The sequence below is a fragment of the Helicobacter pylori NCTC 11637 = CCUG 17874 = ATCC 43504 = JCM 12093 genome, from assembly GCF_900478295.1.
Classification (GTDB): domain Bacteria; phylum Campylobacterota; class Campylobacteria; order Campylobacterales; family Helicobacteraceae; genus Helicobacter; species Helicobacter pylori.
On sequence record NZ_LS483488.1, the window covers coordinates 1,065,711 to 1,090,014 of the forward strand.

Below are 24,304 nucleotides of genomic sequence, written 5' to 3' on the forward strand. Positions count from 1 at the left end.
TTAAAAAAGCGTTTTTGCTTGATTTATCTTTAGGATTTGATTATAATTACCGCTCAATCAGCTAGGCTAAGCGTTTAGATCGCTTGGTTTTGGCATCTATTAGAAAAGGGGTTATCCACATGAACAAAGCGGAATTTATTGATTTGGTTAAAGAAGCGGGTAAATACAACAGCAAAAGAGAAGCCGAAGAAGCGATCAACGCCTTTACTCTGGCGGTAGAAACAGCTTTAAGCAAGGGTGAGAGCGTGGAATTGATTGGTTTTGGCAAATTTGAAACCGCAGAGCAAAAAGGCAAAGAGGGTAAAGTGCCAGGAAGCGATAAAACTTATAAAACCGAAGACAAACGAGTGCCTAAATTCAAACCCGGTAAAATCCTTAAACAAAAAGTTGAAGAAGGCAAGTAAATTTGATCCACTCAGCAAGGGGCTTATCAATAGATGGTAAGCTTCTTGCTTTCTTATAAAATGTCCTTGTAGCTCAGCTGGATAGAGCGTATGATTCCTAATCGTAAGGTCGTGGGTTCGAATCCCGCCAAGGACACCACTCGCATTATTTTCACTACCATAGGAATTTAAAATAATCGTTTTTTTAAAAAAGGTTAGTGATTAAAAGAAATTAAAAACCCTTTTTGAATCATTTTAAAAAATTTTTACTTTATTCTTTAAAGAAGCGCTCAAAACAATTATTTTATTTCTCATCTTATTTAAAAAATATTCAAAGCATTTTTTGCAATTAAAAAGATCTTACAAAAAGCAAGCCGTAATCTCTTAAAAAAACGCTCTTTAGGGGTTTTTAGTTGTGGGTTGTAGGGGAGGATTTTTCAAAATGCCCCTACCCCTTAAAAAAATGAATTTAAAAATCAAACTTAAAAAATGAGTTTTTATTATTAACATAAAATCTCAAAACGATACAATCAAGCCATTAAATCCCCTTTTTTTTAAAAAATTGAGTGATCCCTATTAAAAATTTAGGAAAGCCAAAAACAGATCATAATCCCCTAGATCTTAAATTAAAACCCACTAGCCTTATAAGCTTAATAAGAATATCCGCATGACAAATCCCTTCAAAAATGATATAATAGACTTGATGAACTCATTTTAAGGAAAATGCCCATGCGTTTGCACACTGCCTTTTTTGGTATTAATTCATTGCTTGTTGCCTCTCTTTTGATAAGTGGTTGCAGTCTTTTTAAAAAGCGTAACACTAACGCACAGCTAATCCCCCCTTCGGCTAATGGCTTGCAAGCCCCCATTTATCCCCCAACCAATTTCACCCCCAGAAAGAGCGTTCAGCCTCTCCCAAGCCCTCGCCTTGAGAATAACGATCAGCCCATCATTAGCTCTAATCCCACTAACGCTATCCCTAACACCCCCATTCTCACGCCTAATAATGTCATTGAATTGAACGCAGTGGGCATGGGTGTGGCTCCAGAATCCACCATTTCGCCCTCTCAAGCCCTAGCTTTGGCCAAGCGAGCCGCTATCGTTGATGGCTACCGCCAGTTGGGTGAAAAAATGTATGGTATTAGAGTGAACGCTCAAGACACCGTCAAAGACATGGTTTTGCAAAATTCCGTGATTAAAACCAGAGTCAATGCCCTCATTCGTAACGCTGAAATCACTGAGACCATCTATAAAGACGGCTTGTGTCAAGTGAGTATGGAGCTTAAATTAGACGGCAGGATTTGGTATCGTATTTTGAGCGGAGCGAGAGGATAAAACCTCTTACTCTATAATCATGCGGTATTTTAGAAGCGCTTTTTTATTATTTTTCATGACGCTTTTTTTTGTCTCTTGCTCCAAGCACCCTTTTTCTAAGCAAACCCCCAAAACTAGGGAGCAGATCAGACAAGAAGAAGCCTATAAAAAAAGAGAAGAGACTTTGAATGCCTTGCGCCAATTCAGGCTCATTTATATTAACACGCCGGTTTTTCGCTTTTACGATTACGGCACGATTAAAACCGATAAAGACCATAATATTGAAGTAACCCTTTATAAGCTCAGCCAAAGAGTGGGCGATATTTATATGACTAAACGGAACATTTGTTTTAGCCAAAAATGTTCGGCTAAATGGATTGCTGCAAGGGATTTGTTTGGTAAGGTGAGCTATGGGGATTTGTTTGATGACATTGTTTTAGGGAGGGATATTTTTAAAGGTTTAGGCAAGCGCCATCTAACCCCTGAATACGTGATCCAAAGGTTTCAAAAAAGCGGGGAAATTATCCTTTATGAAAGAAAAAATGGCCTGATTTCTTTTCAGAATTTGACGCAAAAAATTGCTATTAGGATTGAACCCTATGAGCCTTCCTTGCAGGATTTAGAAGATAATGAAAACGCTGATAGCGAGCTCCAATGAAAAACTTTTCCCCACTTTGTTGTTTTAAAAAGCTCAAAAAACACCATTTAATCGCTTTGAGCCTGCCCTTGCTTTCTTATGCCAATGGCTTTAAAATCCAAGAGCAAAGCCTGAATGGCACGGCTTTAGGCTCGGCGTATGTCGCTGGGGCTAGGGGGGCTGATGCTTCCTTTTATAACCCGGCGAATATGGGCTTTACTAACGATTGGGGTGAAAACAGAAGCGAATTTGAAATGACCACCACCGTGATTAACATTCCGGCCTTTAGCTTTAAAGTCCCCACGACTAATCAAGGCTTGTATTCGGTTACGAGTTTAGAAATTGATAAAAGCCAACAAAATATTTTAGGCATCATCAACACTATAGGGCTTGGCAATATCCTTAAAGCGCTTGGCAATACGGCCGCTACCAATGGCTTATCACAAGCAATCAATCGGGTTCAAGGGCTTATGAATCTAACCAATCAAAAAGTCGTAACCCTCGCTTCAAAACCTGACACTCAAATCGTGAATGGCTGGACGGGAACGACTAATTTTGTTTTACCCAAATTCTTTTATAAAACGCGCACGCATAACGGCTTCACTTTTGGGGGGAGTTTTACCGCTCCTAGCGGGTTGGGTATGAAATGGAATGGTAAAGGGGGGGAATTTTTGCATGATGTGTTTATCATGATGGTAGAGCTTGCCCCTAGTATAAGCTATACTGTTAATAAGCGCTTTTCCGTGGGCGTGGGCTTAAGAGGGCTTTATGCGACCGGGAGCTTTAATAACACCGTTTATGTGCCTTTAGAGGGCGCTTCGGTTTTGAGCGCGGAGCAAATTTTAAATTTACCCAACAACGTTTTTGCCGATCAAGTGCCAAGCAACATGATGACTTTATTAGGCAATATTGGCTATCAGCCGGCGCTTAATTGCCAAAAAGCCGGTGGGGATATGAGCGATCAGAGCTGTCAAGAGTTTTACAACGGCTTGAAAAAAATCATGGGTTATAGCGGCTTAATCAAAGCGAGCGCGAATCTTTATGGCACCACTCAAGTCGTGCAAAAATCCAACGGGCAAGGCGTATCAGGGGGGTATAGAGTAGGTTCGAGTTTGCGTGTGTTTGATCATGGCATGTTTTCTGTGGTGTATAATTCTTCAGTTACATTCAATATGAAAGGCGCTCTAGTGGCTATCACCGAGCTTGGCCCTTCTTTAGGGAGCGTTTTGACTAAAGGCAGCTTGAATATCAATGTTTCACTCCCTCAAACCCTAAGCCTAGCCTACGCCCACCAATTTTTTAAAGACCATTTAAGAATAGAGGGGGTGTTTGAGCGCACCTTTTGGAGTCAAGGGAATAAATTTTTAGTAACCCCTGATTTTGCGAACGCTACTTACAAGGGCTTGAGCGGAACGGTGGCTTCACTAGACTCTGAAACGCTTAAAAAAATGGTAGGCTTAGCGAATTTTAAAAGCGTGATGAACATGGGGGCTGGCTGGAGGGACACCAACACCTTTAGATTAGGGGTAACTTACATGGGCAAAAGCTTGCGTTTGATGGGCGCTATTGATTATGACCAAGCCCCAAGCCCTCAAGACGCGATAGGCATTCCGGATTCTAATGGCTATACCGTGGCTTTTGGGACTAAATACAATTTTAGGGGATTTGATTTGGGCGTAGCGGGGAGTTTCACTTTTAAAAGCAACCGCTCCAGTTTGTATCAATCCCCAAGTATTGGGCAATTGAGAATCTTTAGCGCCTCTTTAGGCTATCGCTGGTAAAACATGCCAAATCATCAAAACATGTTGGATAACAAAACGATTTTAATCACCGGTGGCACTGGGAGTTTTGGCAAGCGCTTTGCGCGTAAAGTTTTAGACACCACCAACGCTAAAAAAATCATTGTTTATAGCCGAGATGAATTAAAACAAAGCGAAATGGCCATGGAATTTAATGATCCCAGAATGCGTTTTTTTATCGGCGATGTGAGGGATTTAGAGCGCTTGAATTACGCTTTAGAGGGCGTGGATATTTGTATCCATGCGGCCGCGCTCAAGCATGTGCCTATCGCTGAATACAACCCCCTAGAATGCATTAAAACTAACATTATGGGAGCGAGCAATGTGATTAACGCATGCCTAAAAAATGAAATCAGCCAGGTCATCGCCCTAAGCACCGATAAAGCCGCTAACCCCATTAACCTCTACGGCGCAACCAAATTGTGCAGCGATAAGCTCTTTGTGAGTGCGAATAACTTTAAAGGCTCTTCTCAAACGCAATTTAGCGTGGTGCGTTATGGTAATGTGGTGGGGAGTCGTGGGAGCGTGGTGCCGTTTTTTAAAAAATTAGTCCAAAACAAAGCGAGTGAAATCCCTATCACCGATATTCGCATGACACGATTTTGGATCACCTTAGATGAGGGGGTTTCTTTTGTGCTTAAAAGCTTGAAAAGAATGCATGGGGGTGAAATTTTTGTGCCTAAAATCCCTAGCATGAAAATGACTGATCTCGCTAAAGCCCTAGCCCCCAATACCCCTACTAAAATCATAGGGATTCGCCCAGGCGAAAAACTCCATGAAGTGATGATCCCTAAAGATGAAAGCCATTTGGCCCTAGAATTTGAAGACTTTTTTATTATTCAGCCCACCATAAGCTTCCAAACGCCTAAAGATTACACGTTCACCAGACTCCACGAAAAAGGCCAAAAAGTCGCTCCTGATTTTGAATACAGCAGCCACACTAATAACCAATGGCTAGAGCCTGATGATTTGTTAAAATTACTATGAATTTTTTAGAAGATTTGTTTTACCCCTTAAGATTATTAGAAAACAAGCGCGTTTTATTGCTCGTGAGCGGCTCTATTGCGGCGTATAAATCCCTAGAATTAGTGCGTTTGTTGTTTAAAAGCGGGGCTAGTATCCAAGTGGTGATGAGTAAGGCTGCGAAAAAATTTGTTACGCCCTTAAGTTTTGAAGCTTTGAGCCATCATAAAGTCTTGCATGATCGTAATGAAAAATGGTATTACAACCACCAAAACAAATTGCACCACAACCACATCGCATGCGCTGCTAATTCTGATTTACTCATCTTTGCCCCTTTAAGCGCTAACAGCTTGTCTAAAATCGCTCATGCTTTAGCGGATAATACCGTAAGCGCGACTTTTTTAGCTTGCGCTTCCCCTAAAATCCTAGCCCCCAGCATGAACACCAACATGCTTAATTCCCCTATCATTCAAAGTAATTTAAAACGCTTGAAAGATTCCAACCACATTATTTTAGACACGCAAAACGGCCTTTTAGCATGCGATACTAAAGGCGATGGGGCGATGGCTGAGCCTTTAGAAATCCTTTTTAAAGCCGCTCAAACGCTCTTAAAAGACGCTTATTTTGAAAACAGAGAAGTCATAATCATGGGCGGTGCGAGTATAGAAAAGATTGACAGCGTTAGAGTTATTAGCAATCTTTCTAGCGGGATTCAAGCGAGCGCTTTGGCTTTAGCGTTATATTTTAAGGGAGCCAAAGTTACTTTGATTGCATCAAGCTTCCCCACTCCTTTGCCTAAAGAAATCGCAAGCGTTCCCGTTAGCGACACCACTTCTTATGAAAACGCCTTAAATAACGCCTCTAAAAACTTGCAAAAACATGCCTTAAAACCCCTGTTCTTCAATTTAGCCGCCATTAGCGATTATGTGCCTAAAACTTCTTTTAATTATAAGCTTAAAAAAAGCGAGATAGGCGAAACCCTAAACATTGAATGCGTTCAAAATAAGGATTTACTGGCTTCTATCAATCCTAATCAATTCGTTAAAATCGGTTTTAAAGCTGAAGATAATCAACAAAACGCCATCAAAAACGCTCAAAATCTTTTAAAACCTTTTAAAGATAACGGCAAGGATTGCTCCATGGCCGCTTTGAATCTCATTAAAGATTCACGCCCTTTTGGCTCATTAGAGAATGAATTGTGGCTTTTTAGCCATCATAAAACCCAAAAAATCCCTTCTATGAACAAATTAGAAGCGAGCTTTAAAATCCTTGATTTTATCAAAGACAACGCCCTTTAATGCTAGAAGCCCTAAACGCCCTAAACCAGCTTAACGCTCTTCATTCCAAAAACGCCGCGCACCATTTTAACGCTGCCTTACCCATTCTTTTAAAGGTTTTAGAAAAACAAGATAAAGATCTTTTTCTTTTGCAAGTGGGTAATAGGATTATCCCCACCAAAAGCGAACAGGAATTGAAAATCAATCAGCCCTATTTTGCGACCATGCAAAGAAACCAACTGGGCGATATTGTGCTTAAAAATTTAGTGCCTGCCCCAAAAATCTTAGACGCATTAGATGATTTGCCAGCCCTTGAAATGAAGAAAATAAAAGAAATCTTAAGCACCAAAGACAGCACCCCCTTAAAAGAATACAAAGAACTTTTGAGCGAAAAATTAATCCATGCTAAAAGCTCTCAAGAGTTTTTGAATACGGCCAACATGCTTTTAAGCTTGCAATCGCAGGTTTTAAGCTTTGTGGTTGAAAACGAACGCAAAAAAGCTTTTTTACAGATGAAAGCCAAAAAACAAAGCGTTGATTTTTACGCTCTGTATCCTAACTTGGGCGAAATTGGCGGCGTTATTTACTTGAAAGAAAAAGAAAAACAGCTTTTTTTAAAAACCACCCTCCAAAGGACCAAAGAGGTTTTAAAAGAGGCTCAAAACACCCTTTTAGGCTTTTCTTTTGTGGAAATTGCGTGCGAAAAAACCCCCATGCTTTTTGCTTTTGAAGAGCGCTTATTAGACACACTAGGGTAGAAAAATTTTCATTGCAAAATTTTAGAATCCCTCACGCATTGTTTAAAAGTTTTTCAATTGCTAAGGCTTTATCTTTGGCTTGCGTGATCGCGCTAATGACTGCGATACCTCCATATTCGCGCAATTTTGAAGCGTTATGCATCGTGATGCCCCCAATCGCTATGAGGGGTTTTTTTACCCCGCTGTCTCGTATTTTTTTTAAAAGCTCTACGCCTACAACTTGTTTAGCGTCTTTTTTAGATGGTGTGGGGAAAATAGGGCCTACCCCTAAATAGGCTACGGCGTCTAAATGGCGCGCTTTTAGGGCTTGCTCTAAAGTGTTAACACTCAAACCGATAAAAAGGCGCTTTTTGCATAAAGTTATTACCTCTTCTATGGCCATGTCTTCTTGCCCCACATGCACGCCGTCAGCCTTTAATTCTAGCGCGAGTCGCACCTCATCATTAATAATAAAAGGCGCGCCGTATTTTTTGCATAATTTTTGACACTCTAGGGCTAATCGTTTGATTTCAACAGGATCTTGTAAGGCTAAATCGCCTTTTTGGCGGAATTGAAACGCTGTGATTTGAGATTGTAAGGCTAATTCTAAAGTGTCTAAAAGCGCGTTTATCCTATCGTTTTTGCCGCCCTTTATGTGGTAGAAGTCTTGCGAACCAGCCACAAACATGAGTTTCAAACAATTCGCATCAAACAAGATTTTTAACGCTCCATAAATTCAAAGGCCCATGCCCATGCCCAATGTTTAAGGGGTTTTGAATGATAATAGTTAAAAGCTCTTTAGCCTTTGAAATAGCGTTTTTTAAATCCAACCCTTGAGCGAGTAAGCCCACAATCAAGCTAGACAGAGTGCAACCCGTGCCATGCGTGTTTTTGGTGTTAAAGCGCTTAGCGTTTAGGATAAATTCAATATCTTCTAAAAACACCCAATCGTTGCTAAATTCCCCTTGAAAATGCTCTGTATGCCCCCCTTTAATCACAGCGTTTTTAACGCCTAAATCCCTTAAAACGCCCATCGCTTTTGAAGCGCTTTTATCATCTCGCACTTGAACGCCTGTGAGTGCATAAACTTCAGGGAGGTTAGGGGTTAGTAAATTGGTTTTGGGTAAAAGGCGTTTCTTTAAGCTTAAAATCGCCTCTTCTTCTAAAAGCAAAGCCCCATTTTTTGCCACCATCACCGGATCTAAAACGCACAACCCAAAATCGCAAGTTTCTAAAGTGTCCGCCACGCATTCAATGATTTTAGCGTTGCATAACGCTCCCATTTTGAACGCTTTGATAGAAAAATCATCTCTAATGGCTAAGATTTGCATTTTCACGCTCTCAACGCTCAACGGATAAACCCCATGCACGCCCTGTGTGTTTTGCGCAGTGATGCAAGTGATCACGCTTGTCCCAAACACGCCCAAAGTTTGAAACGCTTTCAAATCGGCCTGTATCCCAGCGCCCCCACCGCTATCGCTGCCAGCAATGCTTAAAACTTGCGGGTAAATTTTCACCACTCTTCCTTAATAAGGCTATTTTCTAACTCTATGGGCAAGCTTAGAGCGTCTAAAAAATAAAACAAGAACGAACCATTAGAGCCGTTATTTTCCAACACCTTTTTTTGCGCACTAAAAGCGGCTTGTTTATAGAGCGCGCAAAGTTGCGCTATAGAATCTAGGGGGTCTTTTTTCAAACCTAAAAAGCTCGCGCACGCTGCTGTGTGCAAACACCCAGCCCCAGTAATGAGCGCTAAATACTCGCTCCCCCCAGTAATACTCAAAACCTTTTTCCCATCGCTCACGTAATCTGTTTTACCCGTCATTACCGCTATCACAAAATATTTTTGAGCCACTCGTTTGATTATTTCTACAGGCGTGTTGGCATTATAAGAGTCTAGCCCCTTACTTTCGCAAGAAATACCCACTAAAGAGCCTAATTCTGCAGCATTGCCCCTAAGCGCGCTAATCCCACCACTTTTCAAAAGCTCTAAACTGGTGTCATGACGCAAAGCGCTCGCTGAGCACCCCACAGGATCTAACACAATGGGTTTGTTCAAAGCCTTGTAATGTTTGATAGCCTCTTTAGCGCATAAAATGGTGCAATCATTTAGGGTGCCAATGTTGATAGCGAGCGCGTCAGAAATTTTCGCTAAATCTTGCATCTCATCAATCGCATCACTCATTAAAGGCGATGCCCCTAAGGCTAACAAACCATTAGCCACAAATTGTGCCGCCACATAATTGGTGATGTTATGCACTAAAGGGCGTTTTTGGCGTAATTCTTTCAACACCACAAGCCTCCTTAAAATTTCTTTTATTTTACAAAAAATCCATTAAACGGCGGCTGTCTTTGAGTTTTAATACAAAAGCGTTCATGAACTATTTTTCATTAACCTCATCTTTTTTAACCTCATTTTTCTTAAATATAGCGCTAGTGAGATCACAAAAGCGGTGGAAAAAACGAGAAAGGCTTGCGGCGACTTTTTCTTTCACCTCTTGATAGCGCGAATTTTGGCCAAACATGGAGGGTTTTTCTTCAATGATTTCAGGGAATTTTGTCCCGCTGAAACTAATTTCGCCCCCTTTAAAGGCATGCTGCATGAACGAATAGGCTTTTTCTTCATTCAAGCGGTTTTCTTCTATGATATTTTGGAATTCCTCTTCTCTTTTTTGGTGGATATAATCTTGAAAATGCGCATGGACTTCTTGGTCTTTGTTGTATTTGTCAATGAAATCCATGATCAAATCTTTTTTATTCCTTAACTCTATGCTGGAGTTGATGATCGGCTCTATTTTGGTTTTAACGCCTTGAATTTCCACCCCATGCTCTTTAGCGAACTCTTCAATCAAATTCAAAATGTAGTCAATATTGACTTCCACTTGCTTAATGAGTTCAATTTCAAAAATCAAATCGTCATTAATCTCTTCTTTATCCCTCCCTTTTTCTGACCTCATTTCATCGTAAAAATCAAGGTATTTGCTTTGATAGTCTTGAAAATCCCTGGGATTGATGTGATCGTCTTTGTTAAAATTTTCAAAGCTGTTTAAAATATTTTCCAATTTCAAAATCTTGCCAAAAAGCTTAATGAAATCCTTTTTTTGGCTTTCTGAAACGATCGGCTCTTTTAACGGGAATTCGCTTAAAAGCCTTTTAATCAAACCCTCATAGCCCTCGTATTCCTTATGATTATCCGTGTAGCCTTTCAGATAATCTTCATATTTTCTTAATAACACAACAGATTGAGCGTCCTTGTTGCCAAAAAGCATGAGCGCGTCATTCAAATCCTGCTCTAAATCCCTAAAACACACGATATTCCCATGCGTTTTAACGCTATCTAAAATGCGGTTTGCGCGTGAAAAAGCCTGAATTAGCCCATGGTATTTAAGGTTTTTATCCACCCAAAGGGTATTAAGCCTTGTAGCGTCAAACCCGGTCAAAAACATATTAACCACCATTAAAAGATCGATTTTACGCTCTTTCACTTTTTGAGAAAGATCCTTGTAATAGCTTTGGAATTTTTGATCCGAAGTGTCAAAAGAAACGCCAAACATCCCGTTATAATCCGCAATCGCGCCCTCTAAAAAATCCCTTGAGCTTTTGTCTAGCCGGCAAGCGCTTTCATTGTTTTCATCTTCTAGCGCATCAATTTCTTCATTAGCGCTATAGCTAAAAATGGTAGCGATTTTAAGGTCGTGTTTTTCTTCTTTAAAGGCTTGGTAGTATTTTTTCAGCGCTTCTATGCTAGAGCATGCCAGAATGGAATTGAATTTTTTATTTTTAGTGGCTTGATTGAAACGCTCTAAAATGCATTTAGCGATTTCTTTGATCCTCCTACTATCTAAAAGGGCGTTTTTTTCATCAACCGCTCTAACCTCTTTATCCTTAATACCCTCTTTAGCTTTAATGGTGTTGTGGTATTCCACTCTAAAGGGCAAAACGTTTTTATCCCTGATCGCATCAATAATGGTGTATTGGTGGAGGCATTTCCCAAACTTTTGCTCTGTCGTGCCTAAAGGGTTGTTTTTATCGCAATTAGCTGCAAAAATGGGCGTGCCAGTAAAGCCAAAAAGGTGGTATTTTTTAAACGCTTTAATGATGGCTTGATGCATGGAGCCTAACTGACTCCTGTGGCATTCATCAAAAATCATCACAACTTCTTCATTAAAAATCGCATGCCCTTTATGGGATTTAACGAATTTGTCTAATTTTTGGATCGTGGTGATAATGATTTTAGCGTTAGAATCTTCAAGCTGTTCTTTTAAAATCTTAGTGCTTGTGTTGGAATTAGCGCAATCTTTTTGGAATTTATCGTATTCTTTCATGGTTTGATAGTCTAAATCCTTCCTGTCCACCACAAACAAAACTTTTGAAATACTCTCTAATTCTTTAGCCAACGTTGCGCTTTTAAAGCTCGTTAAGGTTTTACCGCTCCCTGTCGTGTGCCAGATATAGCCTCCGCTTTGATTTTTCCCATAAGTTTTACTATTTTGCGCGGCTTTGATTTTTTCTAAAATCCTTTCGGCCGCCACGATTTGATAAGGCCGCATCACCAATAAAACCTCTTCGCTTGTGAAAACGCAATAGCGCGTTAAAACGTTCAAAAGGCTGCGCTTTGCAAAAAACGCCTTAGCAAAATCCATTAAATCCTCAATATTGTTATTCTTGCTGTCCGCCCAATAATTCGTGAATTCAAAAGTATCGGCTTTATGGTTTTTTTCCAGCTGGGCTATTCTTGTGGTGTTTGAATAGTATTTAGAGCTCGTGCCGTTACTGATGACAAAAATCTGCACGAACTCAAAAAGCCCGTCTTCAGCACTAAAACTATCCCTTTTATAGCGCTTGATCTGGTTGAACGCCTCTCTGATCGCCACGCCTCTTTTTTTCAATTCCACATGCACTAAAGGCAAGCCATTCACAAGGACACTCACATCATAGCGGTTCTCATACTTCCCCCCTTTATTGCTGTATTGGTGGATCACTTGCAAGGCGTTTCTATGGATGTTTTTCTTGTCAATGATTTTAACGTTTTTGGTTTTTCCATTCTCTAGCGTGAGATTAAAAATCGGATCTTCTTGGATTTTTCTCGTTTTAGCCTTATAGTCATCGTTTTTATTAGCGATGAATTGAGAATAAAGAGTGTCCCATTCCTTAGGCGTGAAACAATGATCATTAAGCTTTTCTAACTGCTCTTTTAAATTGTCTTTTAATTCTTCTTCTTTGTGGATTTTTTTAAATTCATAGCCTTGTTTTTGTAAAAGCGCGATAAACGCCCTTTCTAGCTCTGCTTCGCTCTCATAAGCGCTTTTTTTTTCATTACTGCTATGAAATTCCGCTACTACCGTGCTTTCATTGCTTTCTGCGATCGTTTCGTAATTCATGTTATTCCTTGTTTTGGAGGGGTTTGAAGGTCAGTAGTTTTTCTCGGTAATATTCGTATTGCTTTTTTCGGGCTTTTATTTCAGCGGGGATACCGGCTAATAAATCGGTGGTTAAAATTGAAAATTGATCCAAAATCTTAACGATCTCTTGTTGGATTTCTAGCGGTGGGATGGGGATTAAAAAATTTTGTAAGTCTTTGCTATAAACATGAGGAATTCCCCCTGTGCTTTTTGTTGCATGGATTGCATCTTGTTGCGTTGTGAGATAGTGAAAAAGATATTTAGGCATTAGGGTTTTTTGTTTTGGTGAAACAGAAAAAGAGTCAGCAAGAAAAACAGGAATATCCCAATAACTAACATAGCCAGCATACACTCCAGATGAAGAAATCGCTATTGTTTCTCCGCTACGATTTGCCTCATTGTGATAATAAGCGGGTTGTCTTCCCCCCGAAATAACGGGGACTTTTCCAAAAGTTACGGCTTTTTTTGTTATTGATTTTCCTTTTTGAAAATCACACACCTCCCCCAACTTCCTAAACTCCACCCCCTTAGGCGCTAGAGTTTGGAGCAGTCGCTCTATTTTATGCATTTTGCCCCCTTAAGCTTCTAGCTCTTTGATGATGGATTCAAGGCGGTTTCGTAAAGCACTTTGCTTTTCTACGATTTGAGAAATCTCACTATTAAGCGCTTTAATGTCAATAACCTCTTTAGTGTCTTCTTGCTCCACGTAGCGATTCACGGAGAGGTTGTAATCGTTTTCTTGAATTTTCTCAATATTAGCTAGGGCGCAAAAGTGCTTAACCTCTTTTCTTTCAATATAGGTTTGCAAAATCTTTTCTCGGTTGCGCTCTTTGAGCTTGTTTTTCTTGCCTTCTTTGACAAATTCCTTACTCGCATCAATAAAAAGCGTGGTGTCGTCTTGTTTGTTTTTCTTAAGCACTAAAATGCAAGTAGCGATACTCGTTCCAAAAAAGAGGTTGTCTGGTAAAGCGATCACGCAGTCAATGACATTCTCTTTGACTAAATGTTCTCTGATTTTTGCTTCAGCGTTCCCCCTATAAAGCACCCCGGGAAATTCCACGATCGCAGCCGTGCCGCTATTGGACAGATAAGAAAGCATGTGCATGGTGAAAGCGAGATCGGCGGCGTTTTTGGGCGCTAACACAACGGCTTTGCTAAAACGCTCATCATTCTTTAAAACAGAGTTGCTATCGCCCACCCATTTAGTGGAATAAGGAGGGTTGGAAACGATCGCATCAAAAGGCTTATCGTCTTCATGCTTTGGATCTAAAAGCGTGTCCCCGTGCGCGATGTGGAATTTAGAGTAATTGATGTCATGCAAAAACATGTTGATACGGCAAAGGTTGTAAGTGGTCAAATTGATTTCTTGCCCAAAATACCCTTTTGAGACGTTTTTATCGCCTAGCACTTTAGAAAATTGTAAGAGTAAGCTTCCGCTCCCACAGCATGGGTCATAAACTTTATTGACGCTCTCTTGGCCGTGCAGGGTGATTTTAGCGAGCAGTTCGCTCACTTCTTGGGGGGTGAAAAATTCCCCTCCGCTTTTGCCGGCGTTGCTCGCATACATGGCCATTAAATATTCATAAGCGTCGCCAAAAACATCAATCCCGCTTTTTAAATAATCGCCTAATTGCATGCCCCCTATGGCTTGAAGGATTTTAGTCAATTTTTCCACCCTATTTTTATGAGAGCTCCCTAATTTATTGCTATTGACATCTAAATCCGCAAACAAGCCTTTGACATTTTCTTCTGATGGAGTGCCAAGGCTGGATTTTTCTATTTCGTTAAAAATATTTTGTAGGGTTACATTGAGATCTTCGTTATGGCGCGCGTTTTTTAGCGCGTTACAAAATAAAGCGCTTGGCGGAATGAAAAAGCCTTTTTCTTCAATAAGGTGTTCTCTTGCGCTTTTGGCCTCTTCATCGCTTAATAAAGCGTAATCAAAACTCGGATCGCGCTTTCGCTCTTCTTTATTGATGTAATCAGTCATGTTTTCTGAAATGTAGCGGTAAAAAAGAATGCCTAAAACGTATTGCTTAAAATCCCAGCCATCCACTGAGCCTCTCAACTCGTTAGCCACTTTCCAAATGGTGTTGTGCAATTCGTTGCGTTCTAAAGACGCTTGGTTATTGTTTGGGTTGTTTTCCATGATATAAGCCCCTTTTTTGTGTTTTGATTGGCGTTTTTGTTTGGCGTTGGGCGTGCACCCTTTAAAGGTTTCATTATAGCAAAGAATATTATTTTTTTATTCCTTGCGTTTTTTATGCGTTTGTGGGGCAAATAAGATATAATCGCCCTTTTAAAATTCATTTTTTAAAGGGGTTTGAATGGTATTTGACAGAACAATCAGCATAAGAGAAAAAAAAGCGGCTAAAACGCTTGGGATTATTGGGGTTGTCTTTTTTATTTTGTTTGGCATCGTGATAAGCGGGGTGGCTTTTCAAAAAGAGTGGGTGCAACAATTGGATTTATTTTTTATAGACTTGATCCGCAACCCTGCCCCCATTCAAAAAAGTGCGTGGCTTTCTTTCGTGTTTTTTAGCACTTGGTTTGCACAAAGCAAGCTCACCACTCCTATAGCCCTACTCATTGGCTTGTGGTTTGGGTTTCAAAAACGCATCGCTTTGGGGGTGTGGTTTTTCTTTAGCATCTTATTAGGTGAATTCACCTTAAAATCCCTTAAGCTTTTAGTGGCGCGCCCACGGCCTGTAACCAATGGCGAATTGGTTTTCGCGCATGGCTTTAGTTTCCCCAGCGGGCATGCTTTAGCTTCAGCGCTTTTTTATGGCTCTTTGGCGTTGCTGTTATGCTATTCTAACGCAAATGCTCGCATTAAAACGATTATTGCTGTGGTTTTGCTTTTTTGGATTTTTTTAATGGCGTATGACAGGGTTTATTTAGGGGTGCATTACCCTAGCGATGTTTTAGGAGGGTTTTTATTAGGGATTGCTTGGTCGTGCTGCTCTTTAGCGCTTTATTTGGGGTTTTTGAAACGCCCTTATAAAGCCGCTTGAAGCGTTTTTTAAAAAGAAAGTGATGGGTTAGGGTATAGCTCCTCTTTCTTTTTAACCTCATCAAATTCATCTTTATAGCGGTGTTGGTGGTTTGGGTCATAATCCACGACGCTCTTTAAAAAACCGCTGAATTTTTCATTTTTCGCGCTAAGCTCCAAAGCCACGGTGTAATCAATCTTTTCTTTGTATTTAGCGTTCAATAAAATAGCGCTTTTATCCTCATCAGTCCTCAAATCAATCACGCCAATCCCAAAACTCGCATGCAAACGCTTCAACAAATCCATGAGTTGGGGGTTATGCGTATCAATATGACGACCCACTAAATACCCCTCATTAGAGCTGTTAGAAATCGCTTGAAAATAACACTCCCTGCAATTATGCACGCTGATTTCTTTTTTCAATTCAAAACTCACCAGTTTAACGGGTAAAGTGTCAAATTTCTTAGAAAAAGCGATTAAATTTTCATTAGACCATTCAGCGTGCAAAAACCTAACCCCCACCATGTCCGGATAAAGCCACCTGTCCATGCCTTTTGGCGATTTTGAACTCTCTTCATGAAAGATGGTTTTCGTGTAGCATTTCAAATTTTCGTTATTAATAGCCATGTAAGTTAAAAAGGGGTGCAAATCCCTTTCATGCACGATTTTATTATGCGCGATTTTAGCGATTGGAGCGCTTATTTTTTGAGCGTTTAAACCCAGCTCTTTAGCCGTGCTTTTTAAAGCGATTAAAACTGGTTTTTCTTGCACTTTTTTAAAAGGCAATTCTTCGCCCTTGTTTAAGGCTGTATAAATATAAGAATTAACGCTCTTGTGTGGGGTTTCGCCCCCACAATCAAACATGTTTTCAATCTTGCCTTTTTCAAAAAGCTCTTGGGCTTTATCATAAATCTCAGTAACCTTAATAGGTCCTGTGATCTCTAAAACGCTTTGAATGATTCCAAATATCTCGTGGTTTCATTTTTTGCTCGCTAAATACTCTTCATAACTGCCTTTAAAATCAATGATTGAAGCGCCTTTAGGGCTTGGGACTAATTCAATGATCCGATTGGCGTAAGCATCAATAAGCTCTCTGTCATGGCTTACGCAAATCAGCGCCCCATCAAATTTAAAGAGCGCTTCGCCTAGCGCGATAATCGCTTCTAAATCCAGGTGGTTGGTTGGCTCATCTAAGACTAAGAAATTCCCCCCCTCTAGCATGAGCTTGGATAAAACCATTCGGTGTTTTTCGCCCCCACTTAAAGCGTTCACGCATTTTTCTTGCTCTTCGCCATTAAAAAGCATCCTCCCTAAAGCGTTTCTCACCTCCGCGCTTTCAATCTTTTTATTGAAATTAAAGAGCCATTGATACAAGGTCTCTTCCCCGCTAATTTCTTCGCTCACGTTTTGAGGGAAATAGCCTTTTGAAACGGTCGCTCCCCATTTCACCACGCCCGTATCCGGTTTTAACTCTTCTACTAAAATTTTACAAAGCGTGGATTTACCCACGCCGTTTGGCCCTATGAGAGCGATCTTGTCTTTAGGCATCACTTTCAAGCTCACTTGATTTAAAACCATTTGCCCGTCATAACTTTTAGAGATGTTTTCGCATTCTAAAGCTTCATTCCCAATGGTGCGTTTGGGTTTAAAAATAATGCTAGGATCCCTCCTACTAGATACCGCTAAACTTTGAATGTCTAATTTATCCAGTTGTTTTTGGCGGCTGGTGGCTTGCTTGGCTTTAGAAGCGTTAGCGCTAAAACGCGCGATGAATTTTTCCAGCTCTTCTTTTTCTTTGAGTTTTTTATTGCGTTCGGTCTCTTGCTGTTTAATCATCAAAGTGGAAGCGATATACCAATCGTCATAATTCCCGCTAAATTCGCGCACGCTGTGAAAATCCAAATCCAAAATATGCGTGCATACCGCATTTAAAAAATGCCTGTCATGGCTGATGACTACCATCGTGCCTTCATGGCGTTTGAGGTTGTTTTCTAGCCATTCAATGGCGTTTAAATCCAGGTTGTTAGTCGGCTCATCTAAAAGCAAAATATCCGGTTTAGGGAATAAAACTTGAGCGAGAAGGATTTTAAACTTATCGCTGCTTGGCAAGGTTTTCATCAAATCATTGTGCCTAGAGCTAGGAATGCCTAAATCTTCTAGGATTTTTTCAATCACCACTTCGCATTCATACATGGGATCTTCTTCCACGCAAATGGTTTCTAACTCCCCTAGCCTAGCATTCACTTTATCATCGCTCAAATCGCCTTCAGTGTATAAGCGTTCTTTTTCTTTGATAGCGTCATACAAACGCTTATTGCCTATCAAAACCGCATCTTTAAGGCTCAAATCTTCAAAAGCGTATTGATCCTGCCCTAAAACCCCCATTCTCATCCCGCTTGTGATAATGACTTCCCCACTGCTACAATCAATGCTCTTGCTTAAAATCTTTAAAAAAGTGGACTTTCCTGCCCCATTAGCCCCAATCAGCCCGTAGCGTTTGTTTTTATCCAGCTTGATATTCACGTTCTCAAACAATTTTTTAGTCGCATAGCGTTGCGTTAAGTTGATGGTTTGTAGCATCTTATGATTTCCTTATTTTTTGTGATTAGAGAAAGTTTATTGTAGCGTTTTCTTTACAATATTGTATCCCTTGCTTATTATGGTTATCTGTAAGGTCTTTGACGCCCAAATCTTGTCTGGGTTTATTTAATTTTTTCTCTTGATTTTTTACTCAAATTAAGATAGATTATACAAATGTGCTTAAAAAAATAATGCTCTAAAAACGAATTATGTTCGTGTTTTACTCTATATGAACATCAAAAGGATCGTGTCAATGAAAGTATTTGATTACGAAGATGTCCAACTCATTCCTAATAAATGCATCGTGAATAGCCGTTCAGAGTGCGATACGACCGTTACCTTAGGCAAACACGCATTTAAAATGCCTATAGTCCCAGCCAACATGCAGACAATCATTAACGACTCAATCGCAGAATTCCTAGCAGAAAATGGCTATTTCTACATCATGCACCGTTTTGATGGAGCGGCAAGAATCCCGTTTGTCAAAAAAATGAAAAAACGCCAATGGATCAGCTCCATCAGTGTTGGGGTGAAAAAGGAAGAATATCTTTTGATAGAAGAGTTGGCCAAACAAGGATTAATGTCAGATTATATCACGATCGATATTGCGCATGGCCATTCAAATTCTGTCATTGAAATGATCCAACACATCAAAACGCATTTGCCAGAAACTTTTGTGATTGCCGGGAATGTTGGCACGCCAGAAGCAGTCCGTGAATTAGAGAACGCCGGTGCTGACGCTACAAAAGTTGGCATCGGGCCTGGGAAAGTGTGTATCACCAAAATCAAAACAGGCTTTGGTACAGGTGGTTGGCAACTAGCGGCTCTTAGATGGTGCGCTAAAGCAGCAAGAAAACCGATTATTGCAGATGGTGGCATTCGCACGCATGGCGATATTGCGAAATCAATACGCTTTGGCGCGACAATGGTAATGATTGGCTCGCTCTTTGCAGGGCACGAAGAATCATCTGGAGAGACAAAAATAGAAAATGGTATCGCATATAAAGAATATTTCGGTTCAGCTTCAGAGTTCCAAAAAGGTGAAAAGAAAAATATTGAAGGCAAGAAAATTTGGATCCAACATAAAGGATTATTAAAAGATACGCTGGTTGAAATGCATCAAGATTTGCAATCTTCAATCTCCTATGCAGGCGGGAGAGACCTTGAAGCGATTCGAAAAGTGGATTATGTGATTGTGAAAAATTCAATTTTCAATGGGGACACAATCTAAAAAAATCAATGAAAAGCAATTTGCTTTGACTTGGATTTTTGTTGTTTTTTGATCCTTTCTTTATTTTCATCGCATCTTGTTGGATCATTTTTTTTTAATTCAAACGCATAGTCTTTGAATTTAATTTTTACGAGCGAAATGCCTTTCAATGCAATCGCATAAGATGTGGATCATAAGAATGTGCATTTCTTGGATTCGTGGGGTATCATCGCTAGGGACAATCAAAGCCATATCGCTTAAAGGCTTCATTTTCCCCCCATCACGCCCCGCTAAACTAAGCGTTTTCATCCCTAAATCTTTGGCTTTTTCATAAGCTTTTAGGACATTTTTGGAATTACCGCTTGTAGAAATCCCTATCAAAACATCTTCTTTATTCCCTAGCGCTTCCACTTGTCTGGCGAACACTTCTTCATAACCATAATCGTTCGCAATGGCAGTAAGGGCTGAGGTATCGGTGCTTAAACTTATCGCGCTCAAGCCTTTCCTTTCTAGTTTATAGCGCCCGGTCAATTCAGCGGCAAAATGCTGCGCATCGCTCGCACTCCCCCCGTTACCGCAAATAAGGATTTTCCCTTGATTTTCTAAAGTTTCTATCAAAAGATAAACGCTTTGTTTTAACGCTTCTTGCAAACTCTCTAAACTTTTTTCTAACGCTTCCTTATGGGCTAAAAATTCTTTTTTAATTAAACCATCAATCATTGCATGTCCTTTTAATTTTTTCTATGATAGCGCTTGTGGAATAACCTTCTTCAAACTCCATCAAACGGGTTTCTTTAGCAAACTCGCTCCCTATGACTTCTTTATTGAGATAGTCCGATCCCTTGACTAAAATATCAGGCTTTAGGGCTTGAATTAATTTGATTGGCGTGTCTTCTTCAAACACCACGACATAATCCACACAAGACAAACTCGCTAAAAGAAACGCTCTGTCTTTTTCGCTCACTATGGGGCGTTTATCCCCCTTAAGCCTTTTAACGGAAGCGTCGCTATTTAACCCCACAATGAGAATATCCCCTAAAGCTTTAGCCTTTTGCAAATAGCTCGCATGCCCTTTATGGAGAAGATCAAAACAGCCATTGGTGAAAACGATTTTTTGCTGATCTAAAGTTTCTAACAGCTTTTCTAAAGAAAGGATTTTAGGGTGCGTTTGGTTCAAAATCAAAGCGATTTCTTCTAAACTCGCTAACGCGCTCCCCATTTTACCCACCACCACCGCTGCAGCCGCATTGGCAAACTCGCAAGCGTCTTTCAAGCTCTTTGATTCTAATAAAGAAAGTGTTAAAGACGCGATCACCGTATCGCCTGCTCCCGTGACATCATAAACTTCTTTAGCGATAGTGGGGCAATTGACTAACTCGCCTTTTTCTAAAAAAGCGATGCCTTGTTCGCTCAAAGTGACTAAAGGCATAGCGATTTGATAAGTTTCTTTTAAAATTTGGAGCGCTTTTAATAAATTCGCATGGCTGTCTAACTTCAAATGGAGCGCATGCTCTAATTCAGCGCGATTAGGCGTGATCAAACTCGCATGGGAATATTTGCTATAATCTTTCCCTTTAGGGTCGCATAAAATGAGCTTGTGGTGTTGGTTGGCTAGAGCGATCATTTTTTGAGTGAGTTCAAAATCCAACACGCCCTTATTGTAATCTGAAAGGATCACGCCATCTATTTCTTGGATCTTTTCTGTGAAAAAATCTAAAAGTCTTTTTCTTAAATCAGCGTTTAAGGGGTCTTTGATTTCCTTATCCACGCGCACGATTTGCTGGTTTTGCGCAATGATGCGCGTTTTGAGCGTGGTGCAACGGGTTTTATCTGTTAAAATGCCTGAAGTGTCAATATTCCTAGCTTTGAGAGCGTTCAAAAAATGCTCGCCCTCTAAATCATCGCCCACCACCCCACATAAAAAGACTTTAGCTTTTAAAGAGATGAGATTATTAGCCACATTAGCCGCTCCGCCTAAATTCTTACTCTCTTTTTTGACTTCTAAAACAGGCACAGGGGCTTCAGGAGAAAGGCGTTCGCTCTTCCCCCACAGGTAATAATCAGCGATTAGATCGCCTACGACTAGGATTTTTTTCATGCGCGCTGTTCTTTAAAAATCGCATGGATATGGGGCAAATAATCTTTAATACCGCTTTCTAAATCGTATAAAGGGGTGTAATCCAAATCCAAAATAGCAGGCTCAATGTGCGCTTGGGTGTGCTTTTGGAAAAAAGCATAAGGGTTTTTGATATAGCTCACTTTAAAATCCCCTAAATGCTCTTTTAAAATGCTAACGATTTCATTATAACTTCTGGCTTGCGAATAGCCCACATTATAAACCCCGCTTTTTTGAGCCTTCATCGCTTTCACATTCGCTTGGATCACGTCTTCAATATAGACAAAATCCCTTAATTGCTCGCCAAATTCAAAAAGCTTGACTTCCTTAAACGCCATCGCACTTAAAGCGAGCTGCAAAACCATGGAAGCGGTTTTTTCTTTATAAAATTCCCTAGGCCCATAGACATTAAAATACCTTAAGCCCACTTGAATGTTATCGCTTGAATGAGAGAGAACAAATTCGTCCATGCAAAGCTTGGAAAAGCCATAGACATTTTCAGGGCTTTCGTTTTTGCCTACCACATTGGGGGCTTTGGTGTTGCCATAAACGCCCGCTGAAGAAGCGTAAATCACTTTAGCCTTTTTTGAGCGAGCGATTTCTAAAAGGTTTAAAAAAGCCTGATAATTGGTTTTCATCACTAATTCTTGATCCAGCATGGTCGTATCAGAAACAGCCGCTTGGTGGAACAAATAATCAAAATGCAATTTTTCTAAACGCCTTAAATCTAAGGGGTTGTTAATATCAGCTGCAATCACTTCGCCCTTAAAACCGATTAAATTCTTAAAATGCCCTAAGGAACTGGGGCGGTTATTACTCAAAAGCGTGTTACTGCGAAACTTATCTAAAATGACTACTTTAGCTTTAGGGTGGTTCTCTTGAAAATAAAAGGCCAAATTACTGCCTACAAAGCCAGCCCCACCGGTGATTAAAATCGTTTGATTTTCTAATCCATCATCAATATAACGCATTCTTATCCTTATTTGATTAGTTCCATCATCTCTTTAAGATCTTTACATTGTATCCAAGAATGAGAAGTTTTTAAAAAATTTGTGGTCAATAAAAGGTTGTTTTTAACTTTAGCGTTCAAGCCGGCTAACATGTCGCTCTCTTTATCGCCTATCATAAAAGATCGCTCCAAGCAAATTTGATGCTCTTTAGCGGCTTGCAAAATCAAAGAGGGCTTTGGCTTTCTGCAAGCGCAATTTTCTTCTGGGGCGTGCCTGCAAAAATAGATGCCATCCAGATTAAAACCTAATTCTTTAAGCAAGCTTTCTTGGAGGTATTCAGTGAGTTGTTCAAAATCTTTAAGGGTGTAATAGCCCCGGTTGATCCCGGATTGGTTGGTGATTAAAAGCAGTTTGTAGCCTAAAGTTTTCGCATGCTTTAGCAATTCAAAAATCCCTTTTTGAAACTCAAAATCTTCTTTTTGACTCACATAGCCTTTATCAATATTGATAATGCCGTCTCTGTCTAAAAAAAGGGCTTTGTTAGTGTTCATGCGAATGCGCTCCTTTATGATCATGCTGAGTGGTGCTATTTTGATGATGCATCGCATGGGGCATTTTATGATTAATGAGCATGATCCCCATATAAAGGACATAAAGCCCAAAAACCCCCATTAAACCTTTAGACAAAAGATTGAAAAATTTCCTGTAAGAAACGGAAATTTTGCTCAAAAAAATCCCCATTAAAAACAACGGCACGCTAGTGCCAAGCCCAAAAGAAAGGCCTAGCATCGCTCCCATAAACGTGCTATGACTGAGAATCACGCTCGCTAAAAACGAATACACCATCATGCAAGGTAAAAACCCGTTCAACACGCCCAAGAAATACAGCCCTAGAATGTTTTGAGATTGCAAGGTTTTTTTCATCAAAAAAGAGATGAAAGGGATTTGAAAGCTTAATTTTTCCGCTTTAGCTCCCAAGAGCGCTAAAAGGATTAAAACAACTCCCATGCTCATCAATAAAACGCCCCTAAAACCCATGCTCACGCTAAGACTACGCCCTAAACCCGCCGTTATAGCCCCTAAAAGCATGTAGGTGCTGATCCTTCCTACATTATAGAGGGCATGGCAAGTGAGCTGGTAAGAAAAGCTTGTAACTTTAGAAAATCTTATTTGACTGAATGCGCTCACAATCCCCCCACACATGCCCACACAATGCCCTAAGGACATGCTCAAAGCGGCTAAAAACATGCCCAAAAAACTCAAATGGTGCATCATTTGCATTCTAGTATCCCTGCTTTTTTAAGAGCGATTTCCATCCCATCAAAAACCAAACGCTCCTTGCAAACAGAATGGGGTAAAAACGCGCTCAAATACTTCGCATCGCCCCCACAAAGATAGATTTTTTGGTTTTTGGCTAAATGCTGGATACAAGAGATGACGCTCAAAACCATGCCGTAATTCACAGCGTCTCTAGTGTTTTTAGGTAAAACTTCTAAAGAATCTAAGGCCTTGAAAGGTTGCTCTAAGATTTTAGCGCTTTTTTTATACGCATGAATATATTGGGCTAAACCGGGCAAAATACACCCTCCTAAATGCTTGCCCTCTTTGATTAAATCAATCGTAATCGCGCTCCCCGCATCCACGATCGCGCCATTATTTACCGCTAAACATGCCATTTGCCGGTCTATCCCAAGCCCTATATAGTCGGTTTCTAAATGAAAAAATCCTGCAATATTTTTAGCGTTAGGGTAACAATTTAAAAGGGCTTTTTCATTTTCTTCATTCACGCTAATGTAAAAAATTTCCTTTTGAATACCCAAACGCTTTAAATCTTCTTTAGCGCTTGAAAAGAGCTGGTAATTTTGCGCGAAATGGATGTGCGTATTACCTATATCGCATAAAACCAGGTTTTTCAAATCTGTAAAAGATCGCCTAGCTGGCATA

General features: G+C 40.2%; 23 protein-coding genes, 1 tRNA gene and 1 pseudogene. 10 read left to right on the forward strand and 15 right to left on the reverse strand.

Features of this window, described 5'->3' with window-relative positions; all coding sequences use genetic code 11:
• Positions 1-119: 119 nt before the first annotated feature.
• The 8 genes from DQL14_RS05365 (at position 120) to DQL14_RS05405 (ending at position 7,131) form a co-directional block, all read left to right on the forward strand.
• A complete protein-coding gene (locus DQL14_RS05365) occupies positions 120-404 on the forward strand; it encodes an HU family DNA-binding protein (protein WP_001029061.1) in 285 nt (94 codons plus the stop codon).
• A 62-nt stretch (positions 405-466) separates the two neighbouring features.
• A tRNA-Arg gene (locus DQL14_RS05370) sits at positions 467-543 on the forward strand.
• A gap of 569 nt (positions 544-1,112) precedes the next feature.
• Positions 1,113-1,718 (forward strand): LPP20 family lipoprotein, encoded by a 606-nt coding sequence (locus tag DQL14_RS05380; protein WP_001236602.1) that lies wholly within the window; start codon positions 1,113-1,115, stop codon positions 1,716-1,718.
• Between the two features lie 19 nt (positions 1,719-1,737).
• Positions 1,738-2,355, forward strand: coding sequence for an HP0838 family lipoprotein (locus DQL14_RS05385; protein ID WP_101002023.1), 618 nt, complete (start codon positions 1,738-1,740; stop codon positions 2,353-2,355).
• Positions 2,352-4,115: an OmpP1/FadL family transporter gene (locus DQL14_RS05390; RefSeq protein ID WP_108169007.1), complete on the forward strand. Its 1,764-nt coding sequence runs from the start codon at positions 2,352-2,354 to the stop codon at positions 4,113-4,115. The genes DQL14_RS05385 and DQL14_RS05390 overlap by 4 nt, the downstream gene beginning before the upstream one ends.
• Before the next feature lie 21 nt (positions 4,116-4,136).
• Positions 4,137-5,120, forward strand: a complete 984-nt coding sequence (pseB, locus tag DQL14_RS05395; RefSeq protein WP_162296918.1) for a UDP-N-acetylglucosamine 4,6-dehydratase (inverting) — start codon at positions 4,137-4,139, stop codon at positions 5,118-5,120.
• A complete protein-coding gene (gene coaBC / locus DQL14_RS05400) occupies positions 5,117-6,394 on the forward strand; it encodes a bifunctional phosphopantothenoylcysteine decarboxylase/phosphopantothenate--cysteine ligase CoaBC (protein WP_108169009.1) in 1,278 nt (425 codons plus the stop codon). The genes pseB and coaBC overlap by 4 nt, the downstream gene beginning before the upstream one ends.
• Entirely contained in the window at positions 6,394-7,131 is a 738-nt protein-coding gene (locus DQL14_RS05405; protein ID WP_108169010.1) for a hypothetical protein, read from the forward strand. Before coaBC ends, DQL14_RS05405 begins: the two co-directional genes overlap by 1 nt.
• 31 nt (positions 7,132-7,162) lie before the next feature.
• Here the strand turns inward: DQL14_RS05405 and thiE are convergent, their stop codons facing one another.
• The 7 genes from thiE to DQL14_RS08860 all read right to left on the reverse strand — a co-directional run bounded on the left by thiE (position 7,163) and on the right by DQL14_RS08860 (position 14,822).
• The gene (gene thiE, locus DQL14_RS05410; protein ID WP_108169011.1) at positions 7,163-7,825 is read right to left on the reverse strand and encodes a thiamine phosphate synthase; all 663 of its coding nucleotides are present in this window, start codon (positions 7,823-7,825) and stop codon (positions 7,163-7,165) included.
• Positions 7,818-8,627 carry a bifunctional hydroxymethylpyrimidine kinase/phosphomethylpyrimidine kinase gene (thiD, locus tag DQL14_RS05415; protein WP_162296873.1) on the reverse strand — a complete coding sequence of 270 codons (810 nt, stop codon included), beginning with the start codon at positions 8,625-8,627 and terminating at the stop codon, positions 7,818-7,820. The genes thiE and thiD overlap by 8 nt, the downstream gene beginning before the upstream one ends.
• Entirely contained in the window at positions 8,624-9,403 is a 780-nt protein-coding gene (gene thiM, locus DQL14_RS05420) for a hydroxyethylthiazole kinase (RefSeq protein WP_162296874.1), read from the reverse strand. Before thiM ends, thiD begins: the two co-directional genes overlap by 4 nt.
• A gap of 88 nt (positions 9,404-9,491) precedes the next feature.
• Complete coding sequence (locus DQL14_RS05425; protein WP_108169014.1) at positions 9,492-12,491, reverse strand: HsdR family type I site-specific deoxyribonuclease; 3,000 nt, start codon at positions 12,489-12,491, stop codon at positions 9,492-9,494.
• Between the two features lies 1 nt (position 12,492).
• Positions 12,493-13,080: a restriction endonuclease subunit S gene (locus tag DQL14_RS05430; RefSeq protein WP_108169015.1), complete on the reverse strand. Its 588-nt coding sequence runs from the start codon at positions 13,078-13,080 to the stop codon at positions 12,493-12,495.
• Between the two features lie 9 nt (positions 13,081-13,089).
• A complete protein-coding gene (locus DQL14_RS05435; protein WP_108169016.1) occupies positions 13,090-14,661 on the reverse strand; it encodes a type I restriction-modification system subunit M in 1,572 nt (523 codons plus the stop codon).
• Entirely contained in the window at positions 14,625-14,822 is a 198-nt protein-coding gene (locus DQL14_RS08860) for a type I restriction endonuclease (RefSeq protein WP_108169017.1), read from the reverse strand. The genes DQL14_RS05435 and DQL14_RS08860 overlap by 37 nt, the downstream gene beginning before the upstream one ends.
• 17 nt (positions 14,823-14,839) lie before the next feature.
• Between DQL14_RS08860 and DQL14_RS05445 the strand changes: the two genes are divergently transcribed.
• Positions 14,840-15,526 (forward strand): phosphatase PAP2 family protein, encoded by a 687-nt coding sequence (locus DQL14_RS05445; RefSeq protein ID WP_108169018.1) that lies wholly within the window; start codon positions 14,840-14,842, stop codon positions 15,524-15,526.
• Between the two features lie 8 nt (positions 15,527-15,534).
• Here the strand turns inward: DQL14_RS05445 and DQL14_RS05450 are convergent.
• Positions 15,535-16,486, reverse strand: a pseudogene (locus DQL14_RS05450) (HrgA protein).
• The gene (locus DQL14_RS05455) at positions 16,483-18,084 is read right to left on the reverse strand and encodes an ABC-F family ATP-binding cassette domain-containing protein (RefSeq protein WP_108169019.1); all 1,602 of its coding nucleotides are present in this window, start codon (positions 18,082-18,084) and stop codon (positions 16,483-16,485) included. The pseudogene DQL14_RS05450 and the gene DQL14_RS05455 overlap by 4 nt, the downstream one beginning before the upstream one ends.
• A 253-nt stretch (positions 18,085-18,337) precedes the next feature.
• Between DQL14_RS05455 and DQL14_RS05460 the strand changes: the two genes are divergently transcribed.
• A complete protein-coding gene (locus tag DQL14_RS05460; RefSeq protein ID WP_162296875.1) occupies positions 18,338-19,315 on the forward strand; it encodes a GMP reductase in 978 nt (325 codons plus the stop codon).
• Between the two features lie 120 nt (positions 19,316-19,435).
• Here DQL14_RS05460 and gmhA read toward each other — a convergent pair whose 3' ends face one another.
• Genes gmhA through DQL14_RS05490 form a run of 6 tightly spaced genes read right to left on the reverse strand, consistent with a single transcriptional unit; the run spans position 19,436 to position 24,303 of the window.
• Positions 19,436-20,014 carry a D-sedoheptulose 7-phosphate isomerase gene (gene gmhA, locus DQL14_RS05465; RefSeq protein WP_108169020.1) on the reverse strand — a complete coding sequence of 193 codons (579 nt, stop codon included), beginning with the start codon at positions 20,012-20,014 and terminating at the stop codon, positions 19,436-19,438.
• Entirely contained in the window at positions 20,007-21,392 is a 1,386-nt protein-coding gene (gene rfaE1, locus DQL14_RS05470; protein ID WP_108169021.1) for a D-glycero-beta-D-manno-heptose-7-phosphate kinase, read from the reverse strand. The genes gmhA and rfaE1 overlap by 8 nt, the downstream gene beginning before the upstream one ends.
• A complete protein-coding gene (gene rfaD / locus DQL14_RS05475) occupies positions 21,389-22,381 on the reverse strand; it encodes an ADP-glyceromanno-heptose 6-epimerase (RefSeq protein ID WP_108169022.1) in 993 nt (330 codons plus the stop codon). Before rfaD ends, rfaE1 begins: the two co-directional genes overlap by 4 nt.
• Positions 22,382-22,389: 8 nt before the next feature.
• A complete protein-coding gene (gene gmhB, locus DQL14_RS05480) occupies positions 22,390-22,911 on the reverse strand; it encodes a D-glycero-beta-D-manno-heptose 1,7-bisphosphate 7-phosphatase (RefSeq protein WP_108169023.1) in 522 nt (173 codons plus the stop codon).
• Positions 22,901-23,641 (reverse strand): sulfite exporter TauE/SafE family protein, encoded by a 741-nt coding sequence (locus tag DQL14_RS05485; protein WP_108169024.1) that lies wholly within the window; start codon positions 23,639-23,641, stop codon positions 22,901-22,903. The genes gmhB and DQL14_RS05485 overlap by 11 nt, the downstream gene beginning before the upstream one ends.
• Positions 23,632-24,303, reverse strand: coding sequence for a type III pantothenate kinase (locus DQL14_RS05490; protein WP_108169025.1), 672 nt, complete (start codon positions 24,301-24,303; stop codon positions 23,632-23,634). Before DQL14_RS05490 ends, DQL14_RS05485 begins: the two co-directional genes overlap by 10 nt.
• Position 24,304: the final 1 nt, after the last annotated feature.

Coding starts and splice junctions, on each gene's coding strand:
- DQL14_RS05490 (WP_108169025.1), bottom strand. CDS start 24,303: ATGCCAGCTAGGCGATCTTTTACAGATTTGAAAAACCTGGTTTTATGC.
- DQL14_RS05365 (WP_001029061.1), top strand. CDS start 120: ATGAACAAAGCGGAATTTATTGATTTGGTTAAAGAAGCGGGTAAATAC.
- DQL14_RS05425 (WP_108169014.1), bottom strand. CDS start 12,491: ATGAATTACGAAACGATCGCAGAAAGCAATGAAAGCACGGTAGTAGCG.
- DQL14_RS05455 (WP_108169019.1), bottom strand. CDS start 18,084: ATGCTACAAACCATCAACTTAACGCAACGCTATGCGACTAAAAAATTG.
- DQL14_RS05405 (WP_108169010.1), top strand. CDS start 6,394: ATGCTAGAAGCCCTAAACGCCCTAAACCAGCTTAACGCTCTTCATTCC.
- gmhA (WP_108169020.1), bottom strand. CDS start 20,014: ATGATTGATGGTTTAATTAAAAAAGAATTTTTAGCCCATAAGGAAGCG.
- DQL14_RS05485 (WP_108169024.1), bottom strand. CDS start 23,641: ATGCAAATGATGCACCATTTGAGTTTTTTGGGCATGTTTTTAGCCGCT.
- pseB (WP_162296918.1), top strand. CDS start 4,137: ATGTTGGATAACAAAACGATTTTAATCACCGGTGGCACTGGGAGTTTT.
- DQL14_RS05385 (WP_101002023.1), top strand. CDS start 1,738: ATGCGGTATTTTAGAAGCGCTTTTTTATTATTTTTCATGACGCTTTTT.
- DQL14_RS05380 (WP_001236602.1), top strand. CDS start 1,113: ATGCGTTTGCACACTGCCTTTTTTGGTATTAATTCATTGCTTGTTGCC.
- DQL14_RS05390 (WP_108169007.1), top strand. CDS start 2,352: ATGAAAAACTTTTCCCCACTTTGTTGTTTTAAAAAGCTCAAAAAACAC.
- DQL14_RS08860 (WP_108169017.1), bottom strand. CDS start 14,822: ATGAATTTTAAAAGGGCGATTATATCTTATTTGCCCCACAAACGCATA.
- DQL14_RS05435 (WP_108169016.1), bottom strand. CDS start 14,661: ATGGAAAACAACCCAAACAATAACCAAGCGTCTTTAGAACGCAACGAA.
- rfaD (WP_108169022.1), bottom strand. CDS start 22,381: ATGCGTTATATTGATGATGGATTAGAAAATCAAACGATTTTAATCACC.
- coaBC (WP_108169009.1), top strand. CDS start 5,117: ATGAATTTTTTAGAAGATTTGTTTTACCCCTTAAGATTATTAGAAAAC.
- gmhB (WP_108169023.1), bottom strand. CDS start 22,911: ATGAACACTAACAAAGCCCTTTTTTTAGACAGAGACGGCATTATCAAT.
- DQL14_RS05445 (WP_108169018.1), top strand. CDS start 14,840: ATGGTATTTGACAGAACAATCAGCATAAGAGAAAAAAAAGCGGCTAAA.
- DQL14_RS05460 (WP_162296875.1), top strand. CDS start 18,338: ATGAAAGTATTTGATTACGAAGATGTCCAACTCATTCCTAATAAATGC.
- rfaE1 (WP_108169021.1), bottom strand. CDS start 21,392: ATGAAAAAAATCCTAGTCGTAGGCGATCTAATCGCTGATTATTACCTG.
- DQL14_RS05430 (WP_108169015.1), bottom strand. CDS start 13,080: ATGCATAAAATAGAGCGACTGCTCCAAACTCTAGCGCCTAAGGGGGTG.